The organism is Streptomyces fulvoviolaceus, assembly GCF_000718165.1.
GTDB classification, from domain to species: Bacteria; Actinomycetota; Actinomycetes; order Streptomycetales; family Streptomycetaceae; genus Streptomyces; species Streptomyces fulvoviolaceus.
The window spans coordinates 1-16,926 of record NZ_JOEY01000061.1 but is presented as its reverse complement, the minus strand read 5'-3'; the positions used below and the strand labels follow the sequence as shown (position 1 = coordinate 16,926).

Here is a 16,926-nt window from a genome sequence, read left to right as displayed (position 1 = left end):
CTCCGGCACTTCCGTCCGACTCCATCAGGAGACGTCATGTCGGAAGCAAGGAATCCCAACAGCGTGCGGCTCGCCGTAGCGCAGACCCCCGTACGCGATGACCCCCGAGACGTTGAAGCGCTGCGCGAAAGCGGGCGTGAGGTCCGTGCTCTGATGCGCGAGGCCAGCGCTCAGGGAGCGAGGATCGTGCACTTTCCGGAAGGCGCGATCTGCTTTCCCAGCAAGCTTGTCATGTCCGTCGACGGCCCGGACACGGTCGGCCCGGCGGACTGGGATCGGTGCCAGTGGCCGGTGCTCCAATCGGAGTTGGCTGCGATCGCCGAGCTGGCCCGCGAGTTGCGGTTGTGGACGGTGATCGCATCGGTGCACCGCTTGACGGGCCCGAACCGTCCACACAACAGCCTCTACGTCATCACCGATCGCGGCGGGGTCGTCACGCGTTATGACGAGCGCCTGCTGTCGAAGACGAAGGTCTCGTACATGTACTCGCCGGGCGTCTCACCGGTGACCTTCGAGGTCGACGGTGTGCGCTTCGGCTGCCTGCTCGGCATGGAGATCCACTACCCGGAGTTGTTCGCAGAATACGAGAAGCTGGATGTCGACTGCGTCCTGTTCTCCACCAGCGGCACCCCGGGTAACACCGCCGCCCAAGCCCAAGGCCACGCCGCGGTCAACAGCTACTGGGTCAGCTTGTCAGGGCCGGCACAGGACAGCGCCACCGCACCGTCCGGAATCGCCGCTCCCAACGGCGACTGGCTTGCGCGGTGCCCCGCGGACGACTCGCCATCGGTAGCCGTCGTGAACCTCGACAACAGTTCCGAGGCCGCCGCCGGAGCAGTGACCTACGGGCGTCCCTGGCGTCGTGAGGCGCGCGCGGGCATCTACACCGAGCACCAAGTGACCGACCCGCGCAGCGAAGACCGGACAGCGGCCTTCTAGCTCAGAAGCAGAATCCGAGGGTTTCGCGCGTACGGGATGGCTCCGGGCACCGCGAACACCTCGGATTCAGTCCGTTCCGCACCTGGTGAAACGGCTGACGTACCGGCTGACGGGTCACCCTCGACCCCATGGCGAGCACCGGATGAACCACCGGGATGAAACCCAGCGGGCACGGACCCGCTGGGCGCACCATCGTGCCCACCTGTGGATATTTGTGCGTCAGAGTCGAGCTCAGCGAGGCACCGGATCTTCGGAGGCGCGCAGCGGTTCTGCGGTCCTCGGGACCAGCGCGCGGATGGAGGGGGTGGCGACCATGGCGAGGGTGGCGAGGAGGATGAGCGCGGCGGCCGCGTAGAGGGTGGCATGGAGGCCGAGGAGGAGTACGGCGGGTCCGGCGGCGAACTGGGCGAGCGGGAGCGCGAGGTAGGAGCCGAGGTCGTCGTAGGCGTAGACGCGGGCAAGGCGGTCCTCGGGGATCTGCTCATTGAGGGTCGAGTACCAGGCGACGCCGGCCTGCTCGATACCCACGCCTGCCACGAAGTTGGCCACGACCAGCACCCAGGTGTACGGGGCGAGCGCGAGCAGCAGCGGGATCATCGCCGTCAGGCCCATCAGCGCGCAGCCGACCAGGATCGCGCGCCGGGGCCGCCATCTCAGCGACAGTACGCCGCCGGCGACCGCGCCGAGCGAGCCCGCGGCGACGGCCAGGCCCCAGCCGGTGCGGCCGATCCCGGTGGTGTCGGCGACGGCCGGGCCGAGGACGGTGAACGAGGCGGTGACGCCGGCGTTGAGGAAGCAGAAGGCCATCACGATCACCCACACCCAGCTGCGGGAGGTGAACTCCTGCCATCCGACGCGCAGTTCATGCACCAGGCCGGGGCTGGGCGCGGGCGGGGCGACCTGGACGCGGACCAGCGCGAAGGACGCGGCGGCAAGCGCGAAGCTGAGCGCGTCGACGGCCAGGCCCCAGCCGGGGCCGACCGCGGCGACCAGGACACCGCCCAGCGAGGCACCCACGATCGTCGCGCTGCTGCCCGCGATCCGGGAGAGCGCGAGGGCGGCACGGCGGGACTCGGCCGGCACGGTCTGGGGCAGCAGGGCCTGGGCGGCGGGCTGGTAGCAGGAACCTGACGCCCCGTTGACCGCGGCGAGCACCATGAGCAGGGGGATGGCGGCGCTGTGGGTGAGAACCAGGGCAGCGATCACCGCCTGGCTCGCGGCGCTGACCACGCTGCTGCCGACCAACAGCGGGCCGCGCGGCAGCCGGTCCGCCAACACCCCGCCGTACAGCAGGAAGAGGATGCCGGTGAGGGAGTGGGCGCCGACCACCAACCCGAGCGAGCCGACCGAGCCAGTGGCGTCGAGCACGGCAAAGGCCAGGGCGATCGGCGCCACCCCGTTGCCGAGCAGGTTTGCCGTCGTACCGATGAAGAGGTGACGGAACGGGCGGTGACGCAGAGGCGCCAGGGCGGCAGACATGCGCCTGATCGTTGCGGCTGGGCGGTGGGCCCATCAACGGGTTTTCACACCTGGCCGCTACTGAGGGAAAGGCGTCTGCGCCGGGAGTGTGCGGACTACCGAAGCACGATCCGCCGGTTGATGGCGCAGGCGACCGTTCTCCACCCTGAGTAAGCGAGCCGCTGACGTACTGGCCTACTTCGACCGGCCCGGCACCAGCAACGGTCCAACCGAAGCGATCAACGGCCGCCTGGAGCACCTGCGCGGCTCCGCCCTCGGCTTCCGCGACCTCACCAACTACATCGCCCGATCCCTACTCGAGACAGGCGGATTCAGACCCCGACTACACCCTGCATTGTGAGAGCCGCTCTTCCTGGGGGTCGGCCAAGATACGACGGAAACCGGCAACCAGTGATCTTGAGTTGAACTTGCCGCAGGTGAGGTGCTGGGGCGTCGGCGTCGGCTGCCCGACCAGGGACAGCGATGCGCAAACGCAGCCGGAGGTCCGATCTTGTGTCACCGTTCGCAGTGGACTTCTTCGCGTACCCGCTCAGATCGGTCAACGGCGCACCCGATAGCGCAGGTGAAGCACCCGGTTGCTCTGAATCACCACGTCAGGATCCTCCAGCAGGTGCTGCGCGTGGACCGACCCGAAGTAGCGCTTGCCGGACCCGAACACGACGGGTACGACGTCCATGCGCACCTCGTCGACCAGGCCCGCGGCAAGCACCTGGCCGCCGACGTCGCCAGCGGCGACCTCGACCATGCGCTCACCCGCAAGCTCCTGCGCCTTGGCCACGGCTGCCTCGACGCCGTCGACGAAGTGAAACGGCGCCTCGGGGTCCCAGCCCTCGGGCTGCGGCCGGTGCGTCACGACGACCACGTGGTCGATCCCGCTCGGAGGCTTCCCGTCCCAGCCGTCCGTCAGGTCGAAGACGTGGCGGCCGCAGATTGTCACCCCGATCTGGTCCCAGTACGGCCGGATGTAGTCGTAGGACGTCTGCGACACCTTTACCTCGCCGCTCTCGTCCAACGGGACGTCACCGCTGGACAACCAGTCAAACAGCGGTCCGGGCTGGTCACTCTCGTCCGCGACAAAGCCGTCCACCGACACCGAGGCGTACATGACCACCTTGCCCACGGGGCGCTCCTTTGCTTTGGGGTGCCTCCAAATTAGCGTGTCGTTGAGCTGTCGCTCTTGTAAGAAATCAATCGGCCGGCAGCGGCCAGTTGTCCAGCACGTGGCCGGGATGTTCGCGCAGGAACTGCCGCCGGACTTCGACGTACCGGGTCGGCGTGAGCCCGGTGAACTCCCGGAACTCGTGACCGAAGTGGGCCTGGTCGAAGTAGCCTGCACTACTGGCGAGGTCGGCCCAGTCGATCGGTTCGGCGGGGTTGATCGAGAGCACGGTGGTGGCGAAGCGGTAGGTGCGGGCCAGCCGCTTCGGCGTGACGCCGATGAGCTCCTTGAACCGCTGTGCCAGATGAGTGCTGCTGACACCGGCTGCCACGCTCAGGTCGCCGATCGCCACCGCCCCGCTGGTCGCCGCGATGACACTGCTCGTATGGCGGACCAGCCCCAGGCCGGCGGTCTCGCACAGCCGTCGCATCAGCTCCTCCTCGAGCAGCGTCAGCATCTCGTGCGGTCCGTCCGCCGTGGCCAGCCGGTCTCGAAGCTCAGCAATGGCGGGCCGGCCCCAAACCTGCTCTATCGTCACCGGCCGGTCACACAGCTCGGCCGCGGGCATTGGCAGGAACGGTGCCGGCCCCCACGGCTTGAAGTGCACGCCGACGGGCCGGGTTCGGAGTGGGTAGCCGAACTCCAACGCGCGGGTGGGCATGGTGACCACGCAGCCGTCGGCGTACTCGGCCGTCTCGATGTCGGTTCCGGCGCGGATGAGGAACGGCGAACCGAGCCTGACGATGAGCAGCGCCGCCGGGCTCGGCGGCAGCGTCAGCCGGGCGTACGGCGGCGCACCCTCCAGGTAGTAGAGGTCGTCGATCAGCCCGTCCAGCGGCGGTCGCGGCACTCTGGACACGTACTCCACGCCCACAGCATCGCCGATGCCCCGCCGGCATCGCGCGCCGGGATGGTCCAGCCGCGCTGCCGCCAGCATCGAGCCGGCGCCGATCCCGGACGAGCGCCCGGCCGCGGACATTTGCGTGGGTTGCGCGTGCTGCGTGAGCGATGGAGGATTCTCGGCCCTCCAGTGTCGCCCTGCATGGGGGAGGCGCTAAACCACCCTCTGCTGCGTTACCGTGCCCTGCTACGCGGCCGCGGGCTGTTCGCCGCCAAAGTCGACCTCGTTCAGCGCGGGGTCGAACACGTCCGGCGGGATGTGGAGTTCGTCGGTTGCGTAGGCGCGCCGAACCGGAGGATGTGGGAGGTCAGGTAGGGCGAGAGCTGGGCCAGATCCTCAGCGGTCACCCGCCACCCCTCGGCAACCAGCTGCCGGATGACCTCCATCATGTCGATCGCGGTGTGAACACGATCAGATTGCACAGCAGCGAGTTCCATTTGACCGACTTTTCCTGCTCGGCCGGGCCGTTCTCGGCGATCACGCCCTGGTTGCCGAACCGGGGTCCAGGCGGAGAACCCGTTGTAGGCATCGGCCTTGTTGGTGGCCGCGGTCACCCGTGCCCGCAGCCCCGAGTCGGCGAGGAACCGCAGCAGTGCCACGGTCCGCATCACGCGCCCGACCTCCCGGAACGCCTTGTAGATCTGGTTTTTGCGCGAGTTCGACGACAATCGGCGCATCAGCGTCACCGAAGACACTTTGCATTGTGAAGAGCCCCTTTGCCGTGACCTCCGGGTACCGCTCGAACAGGTCGCAGAGCCCTCGGTCTTCACAGCCGTCTGGTCGTGTATGCGACCGGGCCGGAACGCCCCGGCCCACAAGGTGCGGCCCTTCTCGTCGGTGACGACGGTGGTCTTCTTGGTGTTCTGCCGCATCTTCCCCGAGACCGAACGCGCGTCGGCCGGGCTTGCTCGCCCGCGGACGGCGCACCCGGACTCCGTACCATCCAGCCGCAGCTCGACGCCCTCAGCCGCGGCATGGGCGAAGACATTCGCCAGCGTGCGAAGCCGCACGTCGGGACGGCCTGGCACGGCGAAGCCACGGGCAGCCAGGAGCGGGCGGATCTCGTGGACGGCCCGGGTGATCGTGCAGCGGTCCACGCCGTAGAGCACGGCCAGCGCCGCGTGTGGCAGTTGGAAGCGCAGGATGACCAAAGCAGCGATGACACGGTCGGTGAACACCAACTGGTGACGGGGGCCTGCTCCAGCCGCCGCATGCGGTCGTGGCCCCGGCGGCCGTGCAGTCGCCCCTCTTCCGAGGTCGTCCACGCGTCGGCCAACTCGCCGAGCAGCGCGCCGAGTCGACGGCGCCGGAGACCAGTGAAAATACGATGGGACAAGGCCGCGCGGACCAGGTATTGCGTCACAAACAACACCAACTCGCGCGGACTTCTCCACATCCCCGACCGTTGGAACCGGCATTGCCGATGCTCGTCAGCCTTGCCGCCGACGCCGCCGCAGAACACCAACGGTGCCGCTAAGGGCCACAAACAGAGAGCCGCCCACCAGCCACGGCAGGTTCCAGGTGACAGACGCCGCAGGGTGGTGCTCGAAGACCATCCGTGACATTGCTTCCCCGAACAGCCCGCCGGCCAGCGTGAGCCCCCAGAACATCAGAAGGATCGTCCAACCGTTCCGGGCACGCATCCAGTTATTCACGCGGTCATCATGCGCGCAGCGTCCCATCGGTCACAAGCCAGCCCGCTGAAAGGCAATGACCGACGGTACCAAGATCACGACGCCCCACCCACAATCGAGCACCACCTCGTAAGGGCCCGTAAAGAATCAACTCGCTGGTTTGGTCTCTGTCGTGAGGGTCGCGCCGTGTGCGGTGGCGTGGACGAGGAGTCCTGCCAGGGTGTTGAGGTGTGCTGCTGGGACCGGGGTGTGTGTGCGTGTTGGTCCATCAGCCGTCGGATCTCTCCTCGCACCGCCTCCGCCCGCCGGGTGGTCCCGCCGCGGGGCACTGGCCCGACCCGCCAGGATGGGCAGCGAGATCCTGAACTGCGGGGGCATTGCGCTCACTGTCTGGCCTGGGCGAACGACCGCCGCGTGCCGTGCACCAACTGGTGCTTTGAGATGCGCAAGCGCGGTGGTAGGGAAGCCGAGTGCGGCCGCTGTAACCGAACGCTGATGCTCAGCGGCGGGATGTGCCGCATGTGCCGGATCATCGTCGCCGAAACTGAAGCCGACACCGCCCAGGTCGCGATGAAGAACGGCGACCAACTGTGGTTCGCCCGTCCCCATCCAGCCGGGCTGGCAACCGGGCGCCAGCTGCCCGGCACGGCGCCGCTCCAAGGCCGCTTCGCCCTCAAACGCCGCCGCGCCCGCGCCCGGTCAGAGTCCGCACGCCAACTGTCCGAGCATCTCCTCGACCAGGCTCAGTTGGAGCTCTTCGCGGCCCCGCCTCGGGATTGGACCCGTCTGGACAACACCAGGCCGCCGCCCTCACCGCACAGGCTTCCAGGCTGCTCGCCGACTTCACCGCCTACATGCGCAGTCGCGGATGGAACCCGACTCGTTCAGTGGCAGCATCCGCACCCTGCGCATCGTGACGGGGCACCTCGGCACTGGCGTCCCCATCCGCGAGACGGACATCCGGGCCTTGGCCTCAATGCGCGCCAGCCTCCAGGGCGCCCGTGTCATCAACTACCTCCGCCTGCGCGGCCTTCTCGAAGCCCAACCGCCCAGCGACCCGTGCATCGCCCGCGCTCGACACCACGCCTCCATCATCAGCCACCCGGCCTTCTCCGGCGCGGTGCACACGTTCATCGACGTGCTCCTGGGCCAGGGCAGCGCCCCCAGCCGGTTCCGCAGCCCCAAGACCGTCGAAAACTACGTGGTCGCCGTCCTGCCCACCCTCCAAGCGTGGTGCGTCGCTGGGCTAACCGATCCCCGCGAGATCACCAAGAAGCACATCGAGGACGCCCTGGGCTCGCTCCGCGGCGATCAGGCCCGCCGTCTACACACCTCACTACGCTCCCTGATCAGGGCCCTCAAACCCGAACGCCTAGTCTTTCGCGATCCCGCCCGCAGCGTCTCTCTCGCCAGCAGCCGATCTCTGCCCGCCTCGCTGCCCTCCGACGGCATTGCCGGTCTTCTCGACCGCCTCCACGACCCCCGCGACGGCATCATGGTCGCCGTCGTCACCATCCACGCTCTCCTGCGCGGACAGCTCGTCAACCTCCTGCAGACCGACCTCGACCGCCGGTTACCGGAAAGTCATATTCGGCGCGGTACGGCTCCGTCCTGCCAGCGGTAGAGGTCGCGCAGCAGGGAAATCTCGGCGCCGTGATGGATCAGCTCCCTGTTGACGTGCAGGACCCTGTTCTCCATGGGAAACCGCTCGGGACCCACCGTGGGCGGATTCTCCAGGTCAGCGTCCGAGAGTTCGCGGACCCCCGCGTTCCATCTCCCATACATCTCATCGAGCTGCTTTAGCGCCTCGTCAGCGGTCCCCGCGTAGGCGAATGTCTCGGAGTCGACGTCCTGGCCGCCGAAGTACCATCCGACCCGATAGCCCAGGCAGGAGACGATGATGTGCGCCAGCCGCCAGGCAATCGTGGTCACCGGCGCCGGCACCGGGTCAGGGGACGCGGAGTCCATCGTCCATTCCCCCGAACCTGCCGACATCGGTGCGGCCGACGTGCCACGTGGGCGGATGCTCCAGCAGCCACGCACCGGCTCCCAGAAGTACTCCTCATCGGCAAGACCGTGCAGCCGCGGCCGCAGGTTCTTGTGCCAGTACCAGTCCAGTTGGTCCGCGAGCCGCTCGCTTCTCGTCATTTCCGCACACTACATACAACGTAGACCTGGCTGCGGCCCTCGCGGACGGCGTCGCCGGCCGTGGGCCGCGAGAGCGAGCGAGCGCCACGCCAGAGCCTCCGACCTGCATGTTCGAAGATGGCGAAGACTCCCTCATCAAGTTCAAGGGCGCTAGCTCCACCAAGGCACTGAAGACCTGGGGGAGGAGTCGAACTTCGACGTCCCGGAATGCCAGCACGGCACGCTCGCCCGATAGCGGCGTTCGACCCGTGACGGGCAGGCAACGCGAAGCCCCGGCTGGACGGGGGAGACCAGCCGGGGCCATGAGGCGGTGGCGCGCGGAGGGCGGTCGCCTCTCGGCGGAAGGCTCCATGGGGCTTCAGCCGGACGATCGTCCCCATGGGCTGTAGGTGAGGCCCGGGGACACTGTCCCCTCCGCGGCCACATACAGATGAACGGTCAACTGCCGCTGGATGTTCCGCTGTTGGCAACACCTGCCGTGTGAGCTGGGGCACCCCGAGGTGCCACGAACGCGGTCGGCGTGCTTGAGCCCGGCCGCGGGCCGGTGATGTCATTGGGCGTGGTGCAGCCAGCGCTGGAGGGTGTTGTTGACGTCTGCCGGAAGGGTGCTGAGCTGGTCGATGACGGCACGGTCTTCGGGCATCGGGGGGATGCCGGCGACGGTGAGTGCCGCATGCAGGGCGAGGCGTTGCTGGTCGTGGGGGGTGAGAGTGAAGCTGAGGCGGTCAGCGGGGTTGGGCGGCGGCAGGAAGTAGTCGAGGTCATCGTAGGACTGGGCGGGAGTCGGCCAGGCATTGTCACTGGGATGTGCGGCGTAGGGGTCGACGAAGGCGCACGAACTGAGGCTCTCGTTGCTCCAGGGGGTCATTTCTGTCTCCTCGCCGGCGAATTGCGGGTCACAGGTCCAGAGCCCCGCAAGGGCCGCTGCGGTTGCGGCCGCGACGGTACGTCACGCCGACGGCGTCATCGGCTGTTGATCACCTGGTGTGACCAGTAGATGGCAGTGGCACCGCGCCCTGGCGGTGTCCGGCGTGGACCCGGTGACGGAGCGTCACCTGAGACCGTGGTGCGACCGCGTGCTGGCCGGCGTGGCACTGCTCTTTCGCTCCGGGGTACGTTCCCCGATGTTGGCGACACCGTGGCTTCATCAGTGAGTGGTGGCCCCGCCCAATGAGTTCTGGCCCTACTTGCTGCCGTCGTCCGCCGGCGGGTGAGAACTCTCCGCGCAGGTTTGGAGGATGCCGGAGCCAGGAACCGCTATGTCACCGGCGGGCGGGCTTGTACCGAAACCCCCTGATCAGCCGTGATGCTTCTGCCGGGTGTCCCGCCCTCGCGGCCTCGGGCCAACCTTCGGGAGAGCAGCTGTGGTTGATCTCGGTTTCGTGGGCCCTAGCCGGCCCGCCAACGAGTACCGGTTCTTGAGCGTCACCGACGGCGACACTCCTAACATCGCCATGGCCATCCGCATGGTGTCCATCGACACCCCGGAAAGCCATTTTGGTGGCGCCCCGGCCGCCGCCCAGGCTGCTCTGGAGCGCGCCAAGACCCGGCTGGTGGATGGCACGTACGACGCGCTGCCGCAGGATCTGCGCGACTATCTCGTCTCCCGGATCACCCCCGACGCCGCGCAGCGCCATCAGGACGCGGGCCAGGCGGCGGCCGAGGCGCATACGGCCATGGTGGCTACCCGTCTGGCCCGTCCCGACGGCTCCCAGCGCAAGATGGCCGTGATCGCCACCGGTGAGCTCGTCGAGGGCAACGGACGCCTGCTGGCCTACACCGCGCCCTGGTTCACCGGCAGCGCCTCCGATCCGCTGCCGCCACGCGACGACCCCCGTCGGCGCACGTTCAACCTGGACATGGTGGCGCTCGGCTGGGCGGCCACCTTCCTCATCTACCCCTCCATCCCGCCCGCCAAGGACTTGAACCTGCTGTTGGACGAGGCGGAGGCGGCCTGGACACAGCAACTCGGCGCCTGGGCCCAGGTCGGGCAGGACCTGCTGCTGGGATATGAGTACCGGGCTTGCATCAAGCTCGGCGTCAGGGAACTGACCGATCCGGCCCACGCGATCGGCCAGGCCTACCAGCGGGTGTGCGTGGACCTGCGGACGCTGACCGAGGTCGGCCTCTACGGCTACCACCAGGTGCCGCCCCAGCACCGGTTGTGGATTTGGGCGACCGACCTGGAGCAGGCACGGAGGGACCTACCGATCAGCTCCTGAACCGGTCACGCCCACAGGGCTTGTGAGGTGGGGCACCCCCTCAAGAGGGTGGAGTTAGACGATGTCTTGATTGGTGCCGGCTCGTTGTTCTGGCATGGGCATAGTTGAACGGCTGGTGCCGGACGGGCTGTGGGAGATCTTTGAGGAGGTGGCGCCGGAGCCACCGGTTCGCGAACAAGGAGGAGGTCGGCGGCGCTGTGATGACCGTGCGGTGCTGGCGGCGATCATCTTCGTGGCCACATCCGGCTGCACGTGGCGGCAGTTGCCGCCGATCTTTAGCGCCTCCTGGCAGACCGTGCGCCGACGCTTCACGGACTGGCCCAAGGCTCGGGTGTGGGCCAAACTGCACCGGGTGGTACTGGACCGGCTCGGCGCGAACGGTGAGCTGGACTGGTCGCGGTGCGCAATCGACTCGGTCAGCGTGAGGGCGGTCAAAGGGGGTCCCTGACGGGACCGAATCCGACCGATCGCGGCAAGTTAGGGTCGAAGATTCACGTGATCTGCGACCGGAACGGGGTTACCGATCTCGGTGGGCATCTCCGGCGCCAACCTGCTCGACAGCCAGGCGCTGGTGCCGCTGATGCGTGGCATACCGCCGATCCGCTCCCGCTACGGGCCTCGCCGTCGGCGCCCAGCCAAGCTGCACGCCGACAAGGGCTACGACTTTGACCACCTACGCAGCTGGCTGCGCCGCCGGCAGATCGCGCCGCGCATCGCCCGCCGCGGCATCGAGCCGACTGAGCGCCTGGGCCGGCATCGTTGGGTGATCGAGCGGACGATGTCCTGGCTGAATGGCTGTCGTCGGCTGCACCGCCGCTACGAGCGCAAGGCCGAGCACTTCCTCGCCTTCGTCGGCATCGCCAGCACTCTGATCTGCTATCGCCGCAGCACGGACAGCCGAACCACCGTCACAGCGTAGGGAGAACCTCGGCGAAGAAGGAGCGATCCCCCGCGAACGTCGGCTGCAACTGGCCGAACTCCTCGGCGGTGACCCAGCGAGCCTCGCTGACCTCTCCTGGATCGAGCGTGAGCTCTCCGCCCGTGACCTCGGCGGTCCACCAATGCAGTACGAAGGTGCCGTCCCCGGTCGTGCTCTCCCAGACCTTGCCGAGGGGAGTCACGCGTAGCCCGATCTCCTCGTGCACTTCGCGAACCAGCGTGTCCTGCTGCTGCTCGCCCGGCTCGATCGTGCCACTGAGCGGGGCCCAGTAGCCGGGTTGCCGTGCTTGCGGACCCCGCAAGATCACCAGGACCTGACCGTCCTTCTGCAGGACAGCCACCACAGCTTCTCGCTTGACCGCGATCTCCTCCATGGCATGGACACTATCGATCCCGACGCGGGCGGTGCCCTAGTTGCGGAAGTGACTTGAGCCGCCAATCGAGACAACGTCTTAGTCGATGAAGTCGGCGATGAGGGTGGCGAATTCGTCCGGGGCGGCCAGGCGGATGCCGAGGTCTTCGGCCTTGGCCCGCTTGGATCCGGCGCCTTCTCCGGCGACGACCAGGCTGGTCTTTCTGGAGACGCTGGAGGAGGAGCGTCCACCGGCGCGTTCGATGAGCTCGTTCATCTGATTACGGCTGAGCTTCTCCAGGGCGCCGGTCATCGCACCGGTGACGACCACCGTCATTCCGGCCAGCGGCCCGCCCACCTGCTCCGTGCTCCCCGCGCTGCTGTCGGCGATGCCGGGGGCGGGTGGGGTAGCGCCTGGTTCGGTCATGTTCACCCCGGCCGCGGCGAGTTTGTCGATGAGCGGGGCCAATTCGGCGAGCTCGGCGACGATGGATGGGGCCTTCTCGGTGCCGATGCCCTCGACCTGCTGCATCGCTTCGGCGCGCACAGCACCCGCGACAGCGGCTGCCCCTTGGCCGTCTCGATGGCGGTGAGGAGGTTGTCGGTGCTGGTGGCGCCCATCCGCTCCAGGCCCAGCAGTTGCTCGCGGGTGAGGGTGAACAGGTCGGCGAGGTCGGCGACCAGGCCGGCGTCGACGAGCTGGACAACGCGGGTGTGGCCGAGGCCTTCGATGTCGAGCTGGTCGCGGCCGGCGGCGTAGGAGAGGGCGGCGACCAGGTGACAGTTGCGGCCCATCTCGCAGCGCCAGCGCTGCTCGCTGGTGTCGATGCCGGCCCCGCAGCGCGGGCACACCTCGGGGAAGACGATCGGTTGTTCGTCGCCGGTGCGCAGGTGCGCGACGGGAGCTTCGATCCGGGGGATGACGTCGCCGGCCCGGTGGACCATGACGCGGTCGCCCAGACGCAGGTCGCGGCGGGTGATGTCGGCCGGGTTGTGCAGGGTGGCGTAGGTGATGGTGGAGCCCTCGATGGTGACCGGCTCCAACACGGCGCGCGGGGCGATGATGCCGGTGCGGCCCACGTTCCACTCCACATCGAGCAGCCGGGTGATCTTCTCGACGGCGGGCAGCTTGTAGGCGATCGCCCAGCGGGGGGCGCGGGTCCCGGATCCGGCCGTGTGCTGGTCGGCGGCCAGATCGGCCTTGATGACGACCCCGTCGATCCCGAACGGCAGCGTCGCCCGCAGCGCGGCGATCTCCTGCACCCGGGCCAGGACCTGCTCCACCGTGGTGGCGGTGATGCCGGGCACGGCGGTCGCGGCGGTGGTGTTCACCCCGTACACGGCGGCCTGCGCCATCAGCGCGCTGTGGGCGAGCTCGCCCAGCCGCGCGGCGAGCGCCGCCTCGGTGTCGGGCAGCGGCAGCAGCCCGTAGCCGAAGAACGTCATCGGCACCGTGTAGGCGCGCTCCTTGGCGCGCAGCGTGCCCGCCGAGGCGCCGCGCGGGTTGGCGAAGGGCTGCCCGCCGTGCGCGACGCGCACCTCGTTGGCGTGCTCGAACTGGGCGGTGGTCATCAGGACTTCGCCGCGCACCTCCACGGTCACCGGCTCGGCCAGCTCGAGGGGCAGGCCTTCGAGGGTGCCGATCGCGTGGCTGACGTCCTCCCCGGCCGTGCCGTCGCCGCGGGTGATCAGCCGAGTGAGGCGGCCGTCGGTGTAGCGGGCGGCGATCGCGAGCCCGTCCAGCTTCGGCTCGGCGCTGAACACGGTGACGTCGTGGCCGATGCGCCGGGCCAGCGAGGCGGTCCAGGCGGTGAACTCCTCCGGGGAGAACACGTTGTCCAGGCTCAGCATCGCCACCGTGTGTGGGACATCGCCCTCTGCGGCGCCGCCGGCGACCTTCCCTGTCGGCGAGTCGGGCAGCACCTGCTCGGGATGGCCGGTCTCCCACGCCGCGATGCCGCGCACCAACTGGTCGTAGGCGTCGTCGTCCAGCGGCGAGGTGCCGCCCGCGTAGTAGGCGGCCGCGGCCTTCACCGTGTCCTCGACCGCCTGTGCGTAGGCGGCGGCATCCACGATCACAGCAGCAGGTGTTGTCATGCCCGTCATCCTGCCTGCCAGCACTGACAACGCCACGGCACGGCTGCATGGGTGCCCGCCGGCCGGCACCTCGACTGCCTCGCGATCAAGCCCGAATTGTGCGTGGCCGGTTCGCTCCTCTTGCGGCGCGTCATGTGCATACCAGCGGGACGCCATCGGGCAGGAAACCCCTCCGGAGCAAATGCCGCGAAGGGAGCCGGATGTCTTGGGACTGGGCTACGACCGTGACCACCGTCGGAGGGGTGGCGGCTGCGCTGGTCGGCGTCCTGGCTGGCTCACTGCTCACCAGCCGGGCCGAGCGTATGCACTGGTCCCGGGACAAGCAGATCGAAGCGTGCGCCGCGATCGTGGCCGAGTCCACCCGCATCCAGCTCGCCCTGCGGCGGGCGTGGTGTGAGGGCGAATCGGTGGACTGGGTGCCGTGGAATGTGGCGCTAGGAACGATCTGGCTGGTCGGCAGTCCGGCTGTCGTTGCGGCTGCGGCAACCATGGACGAGGTGTTCTGGGATCACAGCGACCAGTTCGTCCAGCAGACCGCAACGGGTGAGGAGGTGTGGCGAGTTGCCCGGGACCGCATGGAAGGCGCCCGGCTGAACTTCATCAATGCCGCCCGGCTGCATGTCGATCCTCGGCATACCCGACTGGCGCAGGTGCCGGTCAGCCGTCCTCCGCTGCCTCACGGGACGGGGTCTGGCACAGGCCGGCGGCCTGATGGGCACCCGGCACCCGGCACATCCAGCGCCTGACGCCGACCTGCCCGCGCGGAAGGGCCGCCAGCTGCCGGGCGTTCGAACGCTGGATCAGGGCCGCGATGACCGGCCGGCAGCCGGCTGCCTGGGCTTCCCGAAGGCCGCGCCCCGGCGGCACGCTCAGGCAGCTGTCCAGGTCTCGAGGTGCTGAGCGACGTCCCGCAGGTCTGCTTCCTGGGCGCGCACTGCTCCGGCGAGCGCGAAGAGGTCGTCGTCCTTGGCCTGGACCGGCTGGCCGGAGACGCTCATGTACTGGTGGGTGCAGCCCCAGCCGATGACGAGGTTGTAGTCGGCGAAGGGGCGCAGCAGCAGGGCGGTGTGCAGGAAGGTGGCCGCGCGGGCCGACGCCTGCTCGTAGTAGAGCTCGCCGCGTTCGCGTTCGAACTTGTGGCGGTCGGCCATGAAGGCGAGGGCGCCCCAGTCGGCGATGGGGATGTTGAGGGGAGTGAGTGCCGACTGGATCTGCAGGACCCAGCCGACGTCGACACGGATGATGGGACTCACCGCAGGCCGGCGGGGAAGCGGTCGGTGACGCCGGGCAGGATGCGTTCGGCCTCGGCGACGGCGCCCTCGACGAAGGCGATTCGGTCGGCTTCCTGGACAGTGACATCGTGCACGTGCTGCTTGAGGCTCTTGCCGGCGAGGGTGGCCCGCTCGCGCAGCCGTGCCATCTCGTCCGGGCTGAATTCCACGTTGAGTGCGGGCATAACCCCACGGTACCCGTACAGGTACCGGCTTGGGTACCTGATGGTGCGGGCGTCCTCGGGCTCCTGGCGGGCCGGCCGGTGCCCGCGCAGAGCCGGGCCCCGGGTCTGGCTGCGAATGAGTGCCGCGGAGGACGGTCGTGCGGTCTGCCCGGTCAGATGCCCTTGGCCCAGATGTGGCCTGTGTTGTCCACCCACACCTGGATGCGGCGTGGGGTCAGAGGGGAGCCGGCCATGGCGGCTCCGGCGAGGGCGCCGAGTGGGCCGAGCAGCAGAAAACCGCCGGCCACGCTGGAGCCGAGGTGTCGTTTCACGTCGTAGCCGAGGACGGCGGCGTCCTGCATGCTGTGTTCGACCCGCCAGCCGTACAGCACCTGTCGGCTGAGAAAGCCCTCAAAGCGTTCCTCGAGCTGTTGCGGCCGTGAGGGCTGGTCGAGGCCGGGGGCGACCAGGACGGGCGGCGCATCGGGTCCCCAGACGGGCTGTGTGCGTCGCTGATTCTCGGCATGCCGTCGGTCGGCTCCGGCTGCTTTCTAGGCGGCTGTCCTCTTCTTCCAGGCCATGGCCGCCTCCGTGGTGCGGGGTGGTGCGGTGATTTGAGGATGCTGCCGGCAGGAGTGCCGGGCACACCGGGTGCGTTGCGGTATGTCGCGCAGGCGCTCGGCGTCACCCTGCCGCGGACCGCCGGCTCGCCGTGTGCCGGACCACGAGGTGGGCTTCGGCGCCGCGGGCGACGGTCGAACGGCGAAGTGTCACAGCCGCAGGAAGACGTACAGCGCGGCCCACGCGGCCAGGCCAAGGGACAGGGCGGGAATGAGCGCGGGCGCTTGGACGGCGACGAGGACCACCGGGTCGGAGCCGAAGAAGGCGACGGCCAGGGCGGTGCGGTTGGCGGGGGCGGGGGACACGGACGGCCTCTTCCCTGCCGCTCTGCATGGTCGCGAGATCGACAAGGCACTCCTCGACGGAATCATCATCGGCCGTGAGAATCCCGCCCACGGGATCGGCCAAGCCCCGGACGACACCGGTGAATCGGAAACCCCCAAGCCGACGACCAGCCGGACGAGGCCCCTCAAGGCCGGTAGGAACACCGTCTTCGACGACCACGGCCCGCAGCACTCCGACGAAGCCGCGAGTTGAATCCACCATGATGTCCCCGATCGAACCGCTGCCCAGGAGCCTGATCCCACGTCCCGGTGAGAGCCTGCACGGGCTGATCCTGCGGCTGTCTCATCGTCTGAACCAAGCACCAGGCCACATCCTCTGGCGCCACGGGGCGTGCTCAGCGCACGTCGCGAGCGGCTCCACAGCCCTCCTGGGCAGGGGGTTCGAACGCCGAGGAGCCGTTGGGTCTGCCAATGCCCGTGGCGGTCACCGCGGTGTTGGCCCAGTCCTCGGGGGGAGGCGTTCAGGAGGGCCGCGACGGTCGGAGGCGGGGGTGGGGTGCCGAAGTCGTCCGGGGTGCTGAGAGCCGCTGCGGCGGCGAGGTGACCGAGGCGGAGGCGGGGGGGGGTGCCTCTATGTCTTTCGTCAAGCGAGGCGTGGGGTTCGGGGTTCGTAGAAGGTGCCGTCGCGGAGCATCGCGAACAGCACGTTGATCCGC

18 protein-coding genes and 2 pseudogenes are annotated in these 16,926 nt (G+C 68.8%); 6 read left to right on the top strand and 14 right to left on the bottom strand.

Annotation, left to right across the window (positions count from 1 at the left end; all coding sequences use genetic code 11):
* Positions 1-36: 36 nt before the first annotated feature.
* Positions 37-939 carry a carbon-nitrogen hydrolase family protein gene (locus tag IG08_RS0144935; RefSeq protein WP_234343135.1) on the top strand — a complete coding sequence of 301 codons (903 nt, stop codon included), beginning with the start codon at positions 37-39 and terminating at the stop codon, positions 937-939.
* A gap of 231 nt (positions 940-1,170) precedes the next feature.
* Here the strand turns inward: IG08_RS0144935 and IG08_RS0144930 are convergent, their stop codons facing one another.
* Positions 1,171-2,418 (bottom strand): MFS transporter, encoded by a 1,248-nt coding sequence (locus IG08_RS0144930; RefSeq protein ID WP_030617702.1) that lies wholly within the window; start codon positions 2,416-2,418, stop codon positions 1,171-1,173.
* A 142-nt stretch (positions 2,419-2,560) separates the two neighbouring features.
* On the opposite strand from IG08_RS0144930, the pseudogene IG08_RS58030 reads away from it, so the two are divergent.
* A pseudogene (locus tag IG08_RS58030) lies at positions 2,561-2,758 on the top strand (transposase); the annotation flags it as partial.
* Positions 2,759-2,956: 198 nt separating this feature from the next.
* Here the strand turns inward: IG08_RS58030 and IG08_RS0144925 are convergent.
* From IG08_RS0144925 to IG08_RS0144910, 4 genes are all read right to left on the bottom strand, one after another.
* Positions 2,957-3,538 (bottom strand): dihydrofolate reductase family protein, encoded by a 582-nt coding sequence (locus IG08_RS0144925; RefSeq protein WP_030617700.1) that lies wholly within the window; start codon positions 3,536-3,538, stop codon positions 2,957-2,959.
* Between the two features lie 67 nt (positions 3,539-3,605).
* Positions 3,606-4,556, bottom strand: coding sequence for a helix-turn-helix domain-containing protein (locus IG08_RS0144920; protein WP_234343134.1), 951 nt, complete (start codon positions 4,554-4,556; stop codon positions 3,606-3,608).
* Positions 4,557-4,705: 149 nt separating this feature from the next.
* Positions 4,706-5,656: a Tn3 family transposase gene (locus IG08_RS61855; protein ID WP_234343137.1), complete on the bottom strand. Its 951-nt coding sequence runs from the start codon at positions 5,654-5,656 to the stop codon at positions 4,706-4,708.
* A 252-nt stretch (positions 5,657-5,908) separates the two neighbouring features.
* Positions 5,909-6,133, bottom strand: coding sequence for a hypothetical protein (locus IG08_RS0144910; protein ID WP_158812352.1), 225 nt, complete (start codon positions 6,131-6,133; stop codon positions 5,909-5,911).
* Between the two features lie 847 nt (positions 6,134-6,980).
* Between IG08_RS0144910 and IG08_RS0144905 the strand changes: the two genes are divergently transcribed.
* Positions 6,981-7,736 carry a hypothetical protein gene (locus IG08_RS0144905; RefSeq protein ID WP_030617689.1) on the top strand — a complete coding sequence of 252 codons (756 nt, stop codon included), beginning with the start codon at positions 6,981-6,983 and terminating at the stop codon, positions 7,734-7,736.
* Here IG08_RS0144905 and IG08_RS0144900 read toward each other — a convergent pair.
* Together IG08_RS0144900 and IG08_RS0144895 are read right to left on the bottom strand one after the other, a co-directional pair.
* Positions 7,697-8,260 (bottom strand): DinB family protein, encoded by a 564-nt coding sequence (locus tag IG08_RS0144900; RefSeq protein ID WP_030617686.1) that lies wholly within the window; start codon positions 8,258-8,260, stop codon positions 7,697-7,699. The two genes, IG08_RS0144905 and IG08_RS0144900, sit on opposite strands and share 40 nt — an antisense overlap.
* Before the next feature lie 550 nt (positions 8,261-8,810).
* Entirely contained in the window at positions 8,811-9,128 is a 318-nt protein-coding gene (locus tag IG08_RS0144895) for a hypothetical protein (RefSeq protein WP_030617685.1), read from the bottom strand.
* Between the two features lie 550 nt (positions 9,129-9,678).
* On the opposite strand from IG08_RS0144895, the gene IG08_RS0144890 reads away from it, so the two are divergent.
* Both IG08_RS0144890 and IG08_RS59540 read left to right on the top strand, forming a co-directional pair.
* Positions 9,679-10,482 carry a hypothetical protein gene (locus IG08_RS0144890; protein ID WP_158812351.1) on the top strand — a complete coding sequence of 268 codons (804 nt, stop codon included), beginning with the start codon at positions 9,679-9,681 and terminating at the stop codon, positions 10,480-10,482.
* Between the two features lie 100 nt (positions 10,483-10,582).
* A pseudogene (locus IG08_RS59540) lies at positions 10,583-11,401 on the top strand (IS5 family transposase).
* On the opposite strand, the gene IG08_RS0144875 reads toward IG08_RS59540, so the two are convergent.
* The 3 genes from IG08_RS0144875 to ligA all read right to left on the bottom strand — a co-directional run bounded on the left by IG08_RS0144875 (position 11,391) and on the right by ligA (position 13,870).
* Positions 11,391-11,795 carry an NUDIX hydrolase gene (locus IG08_RS0144875; RefSeq protein WP_030617678.1) on the bottom strand — a complete coding sequence of 135 codons (405 nt, stop codon included), beginning with the start codon at positions 11,793-11,795 and terminating at the stop codon, positions 11,391-11,393. The pseudogene IG08_RS59540 and the gene IG08_RS0144875 overlap by 11 nt on opposite strands.
* 78 nt (positions 11,796-11,873) lie before the next feature.
* Positions 11,874-12,200: a BRCT domain-containing protein gene (locus tag IG08_RS63215; protein WP_420823318.1), complete on the bottom strand. Its 327-nt coding sequence runs from the start codon at positions 12,198-12,200 to the stop codon at positions 11,874-11,876.
* Positions 12,201-12,202: 2 nt separating this feature from the next.
* Complete coding sequence (gene ligA / locus IG08_RS55000) at positions 12,203-13,870, bottom strand: NAD-dependent DNA ligase LigA (RefSeq protein WP_420823317.1); 1,668 nt, start codon at positions 13,868-13,870, stop codon at positions 12,203-12,205.
* Positions 13,871-14,094: 224 nt separating this feature from the next.
* Here ligA and IG08_RS56145 point away from each other — a divergent pair, with 224 nt between their 5' ends.
* Positions 14,095-14,616: a hypothetical protein gene (locus IG08_RS56145; protein WP_234343133.1), complete on the top strand. Its 522-nt coding sequence runs from the start codon at positions 14,095-14,097 to the stop codon at positions 14,614-14,616.
* 123 nt (positions 14,617-14,739) lie between these two features.
* Here IG08_RS56145 and IG08_RS0144860 read toward each other — a convergent pair whose 3' ends face one another.
* The 4 genes from IG08_RS0144860 to IG08_RS60375 all read right to left on the bottom strand — a co-directional run bounded on the left by IG08_RS0144860 (position 14,740) and on the right by IG08_RS60375 (position 16,231).
* A complete protein-coding gene (locus IG08_RS0144860) occupies positions 14,740-15,123 on the bottom strand; it encodes a hypothetical protein (protein ID WP_030617674.1) in 384 nt (127 codons plus the stop codon).
* On the bottom strand, positions 15,120-15,326 hold the full coding sequence (locus IG08_RS54995) for a hypothetical protein (protein WP_043456727.1): 207 nt from the start codon (positions 15,324-15,326) through the stop codon (positions 15,120-15,122). The genes IG08_RS0144860 and IG08_RS54995 overlap by 4 nt, the downstream gene beginning before the upstream one ends.
* 152 nt (positions 15,327-15,478) lie before the next feature.
* Positions 15,479-15,667 (bottom strand): hypothetical protein, encoded by a 189-nt coding sequence (locus tag IG08_RS0144850; RefSeq protein ID WP_158812350.1) that lies wholly within the window; start codon positions 15,665-15,667, stop codon positions 15,479-15,481.
* A 408-nt stretch (positions 15,668-16,075) separates the two neighbouring features.
* Positions 16,076-16,231: a hypothetical protein gene (locus tag IG08_RS60375; RefSeq protein ID WP_158812349.1), complete on the bottom strand. Its 156-nt coding sequence runs from the start codon at positions 16,229-16,231 to the stop codon at positions 16,076-16,078.
* Positions 16,232-16,926 lie beyond the last annotated feature (695 nt).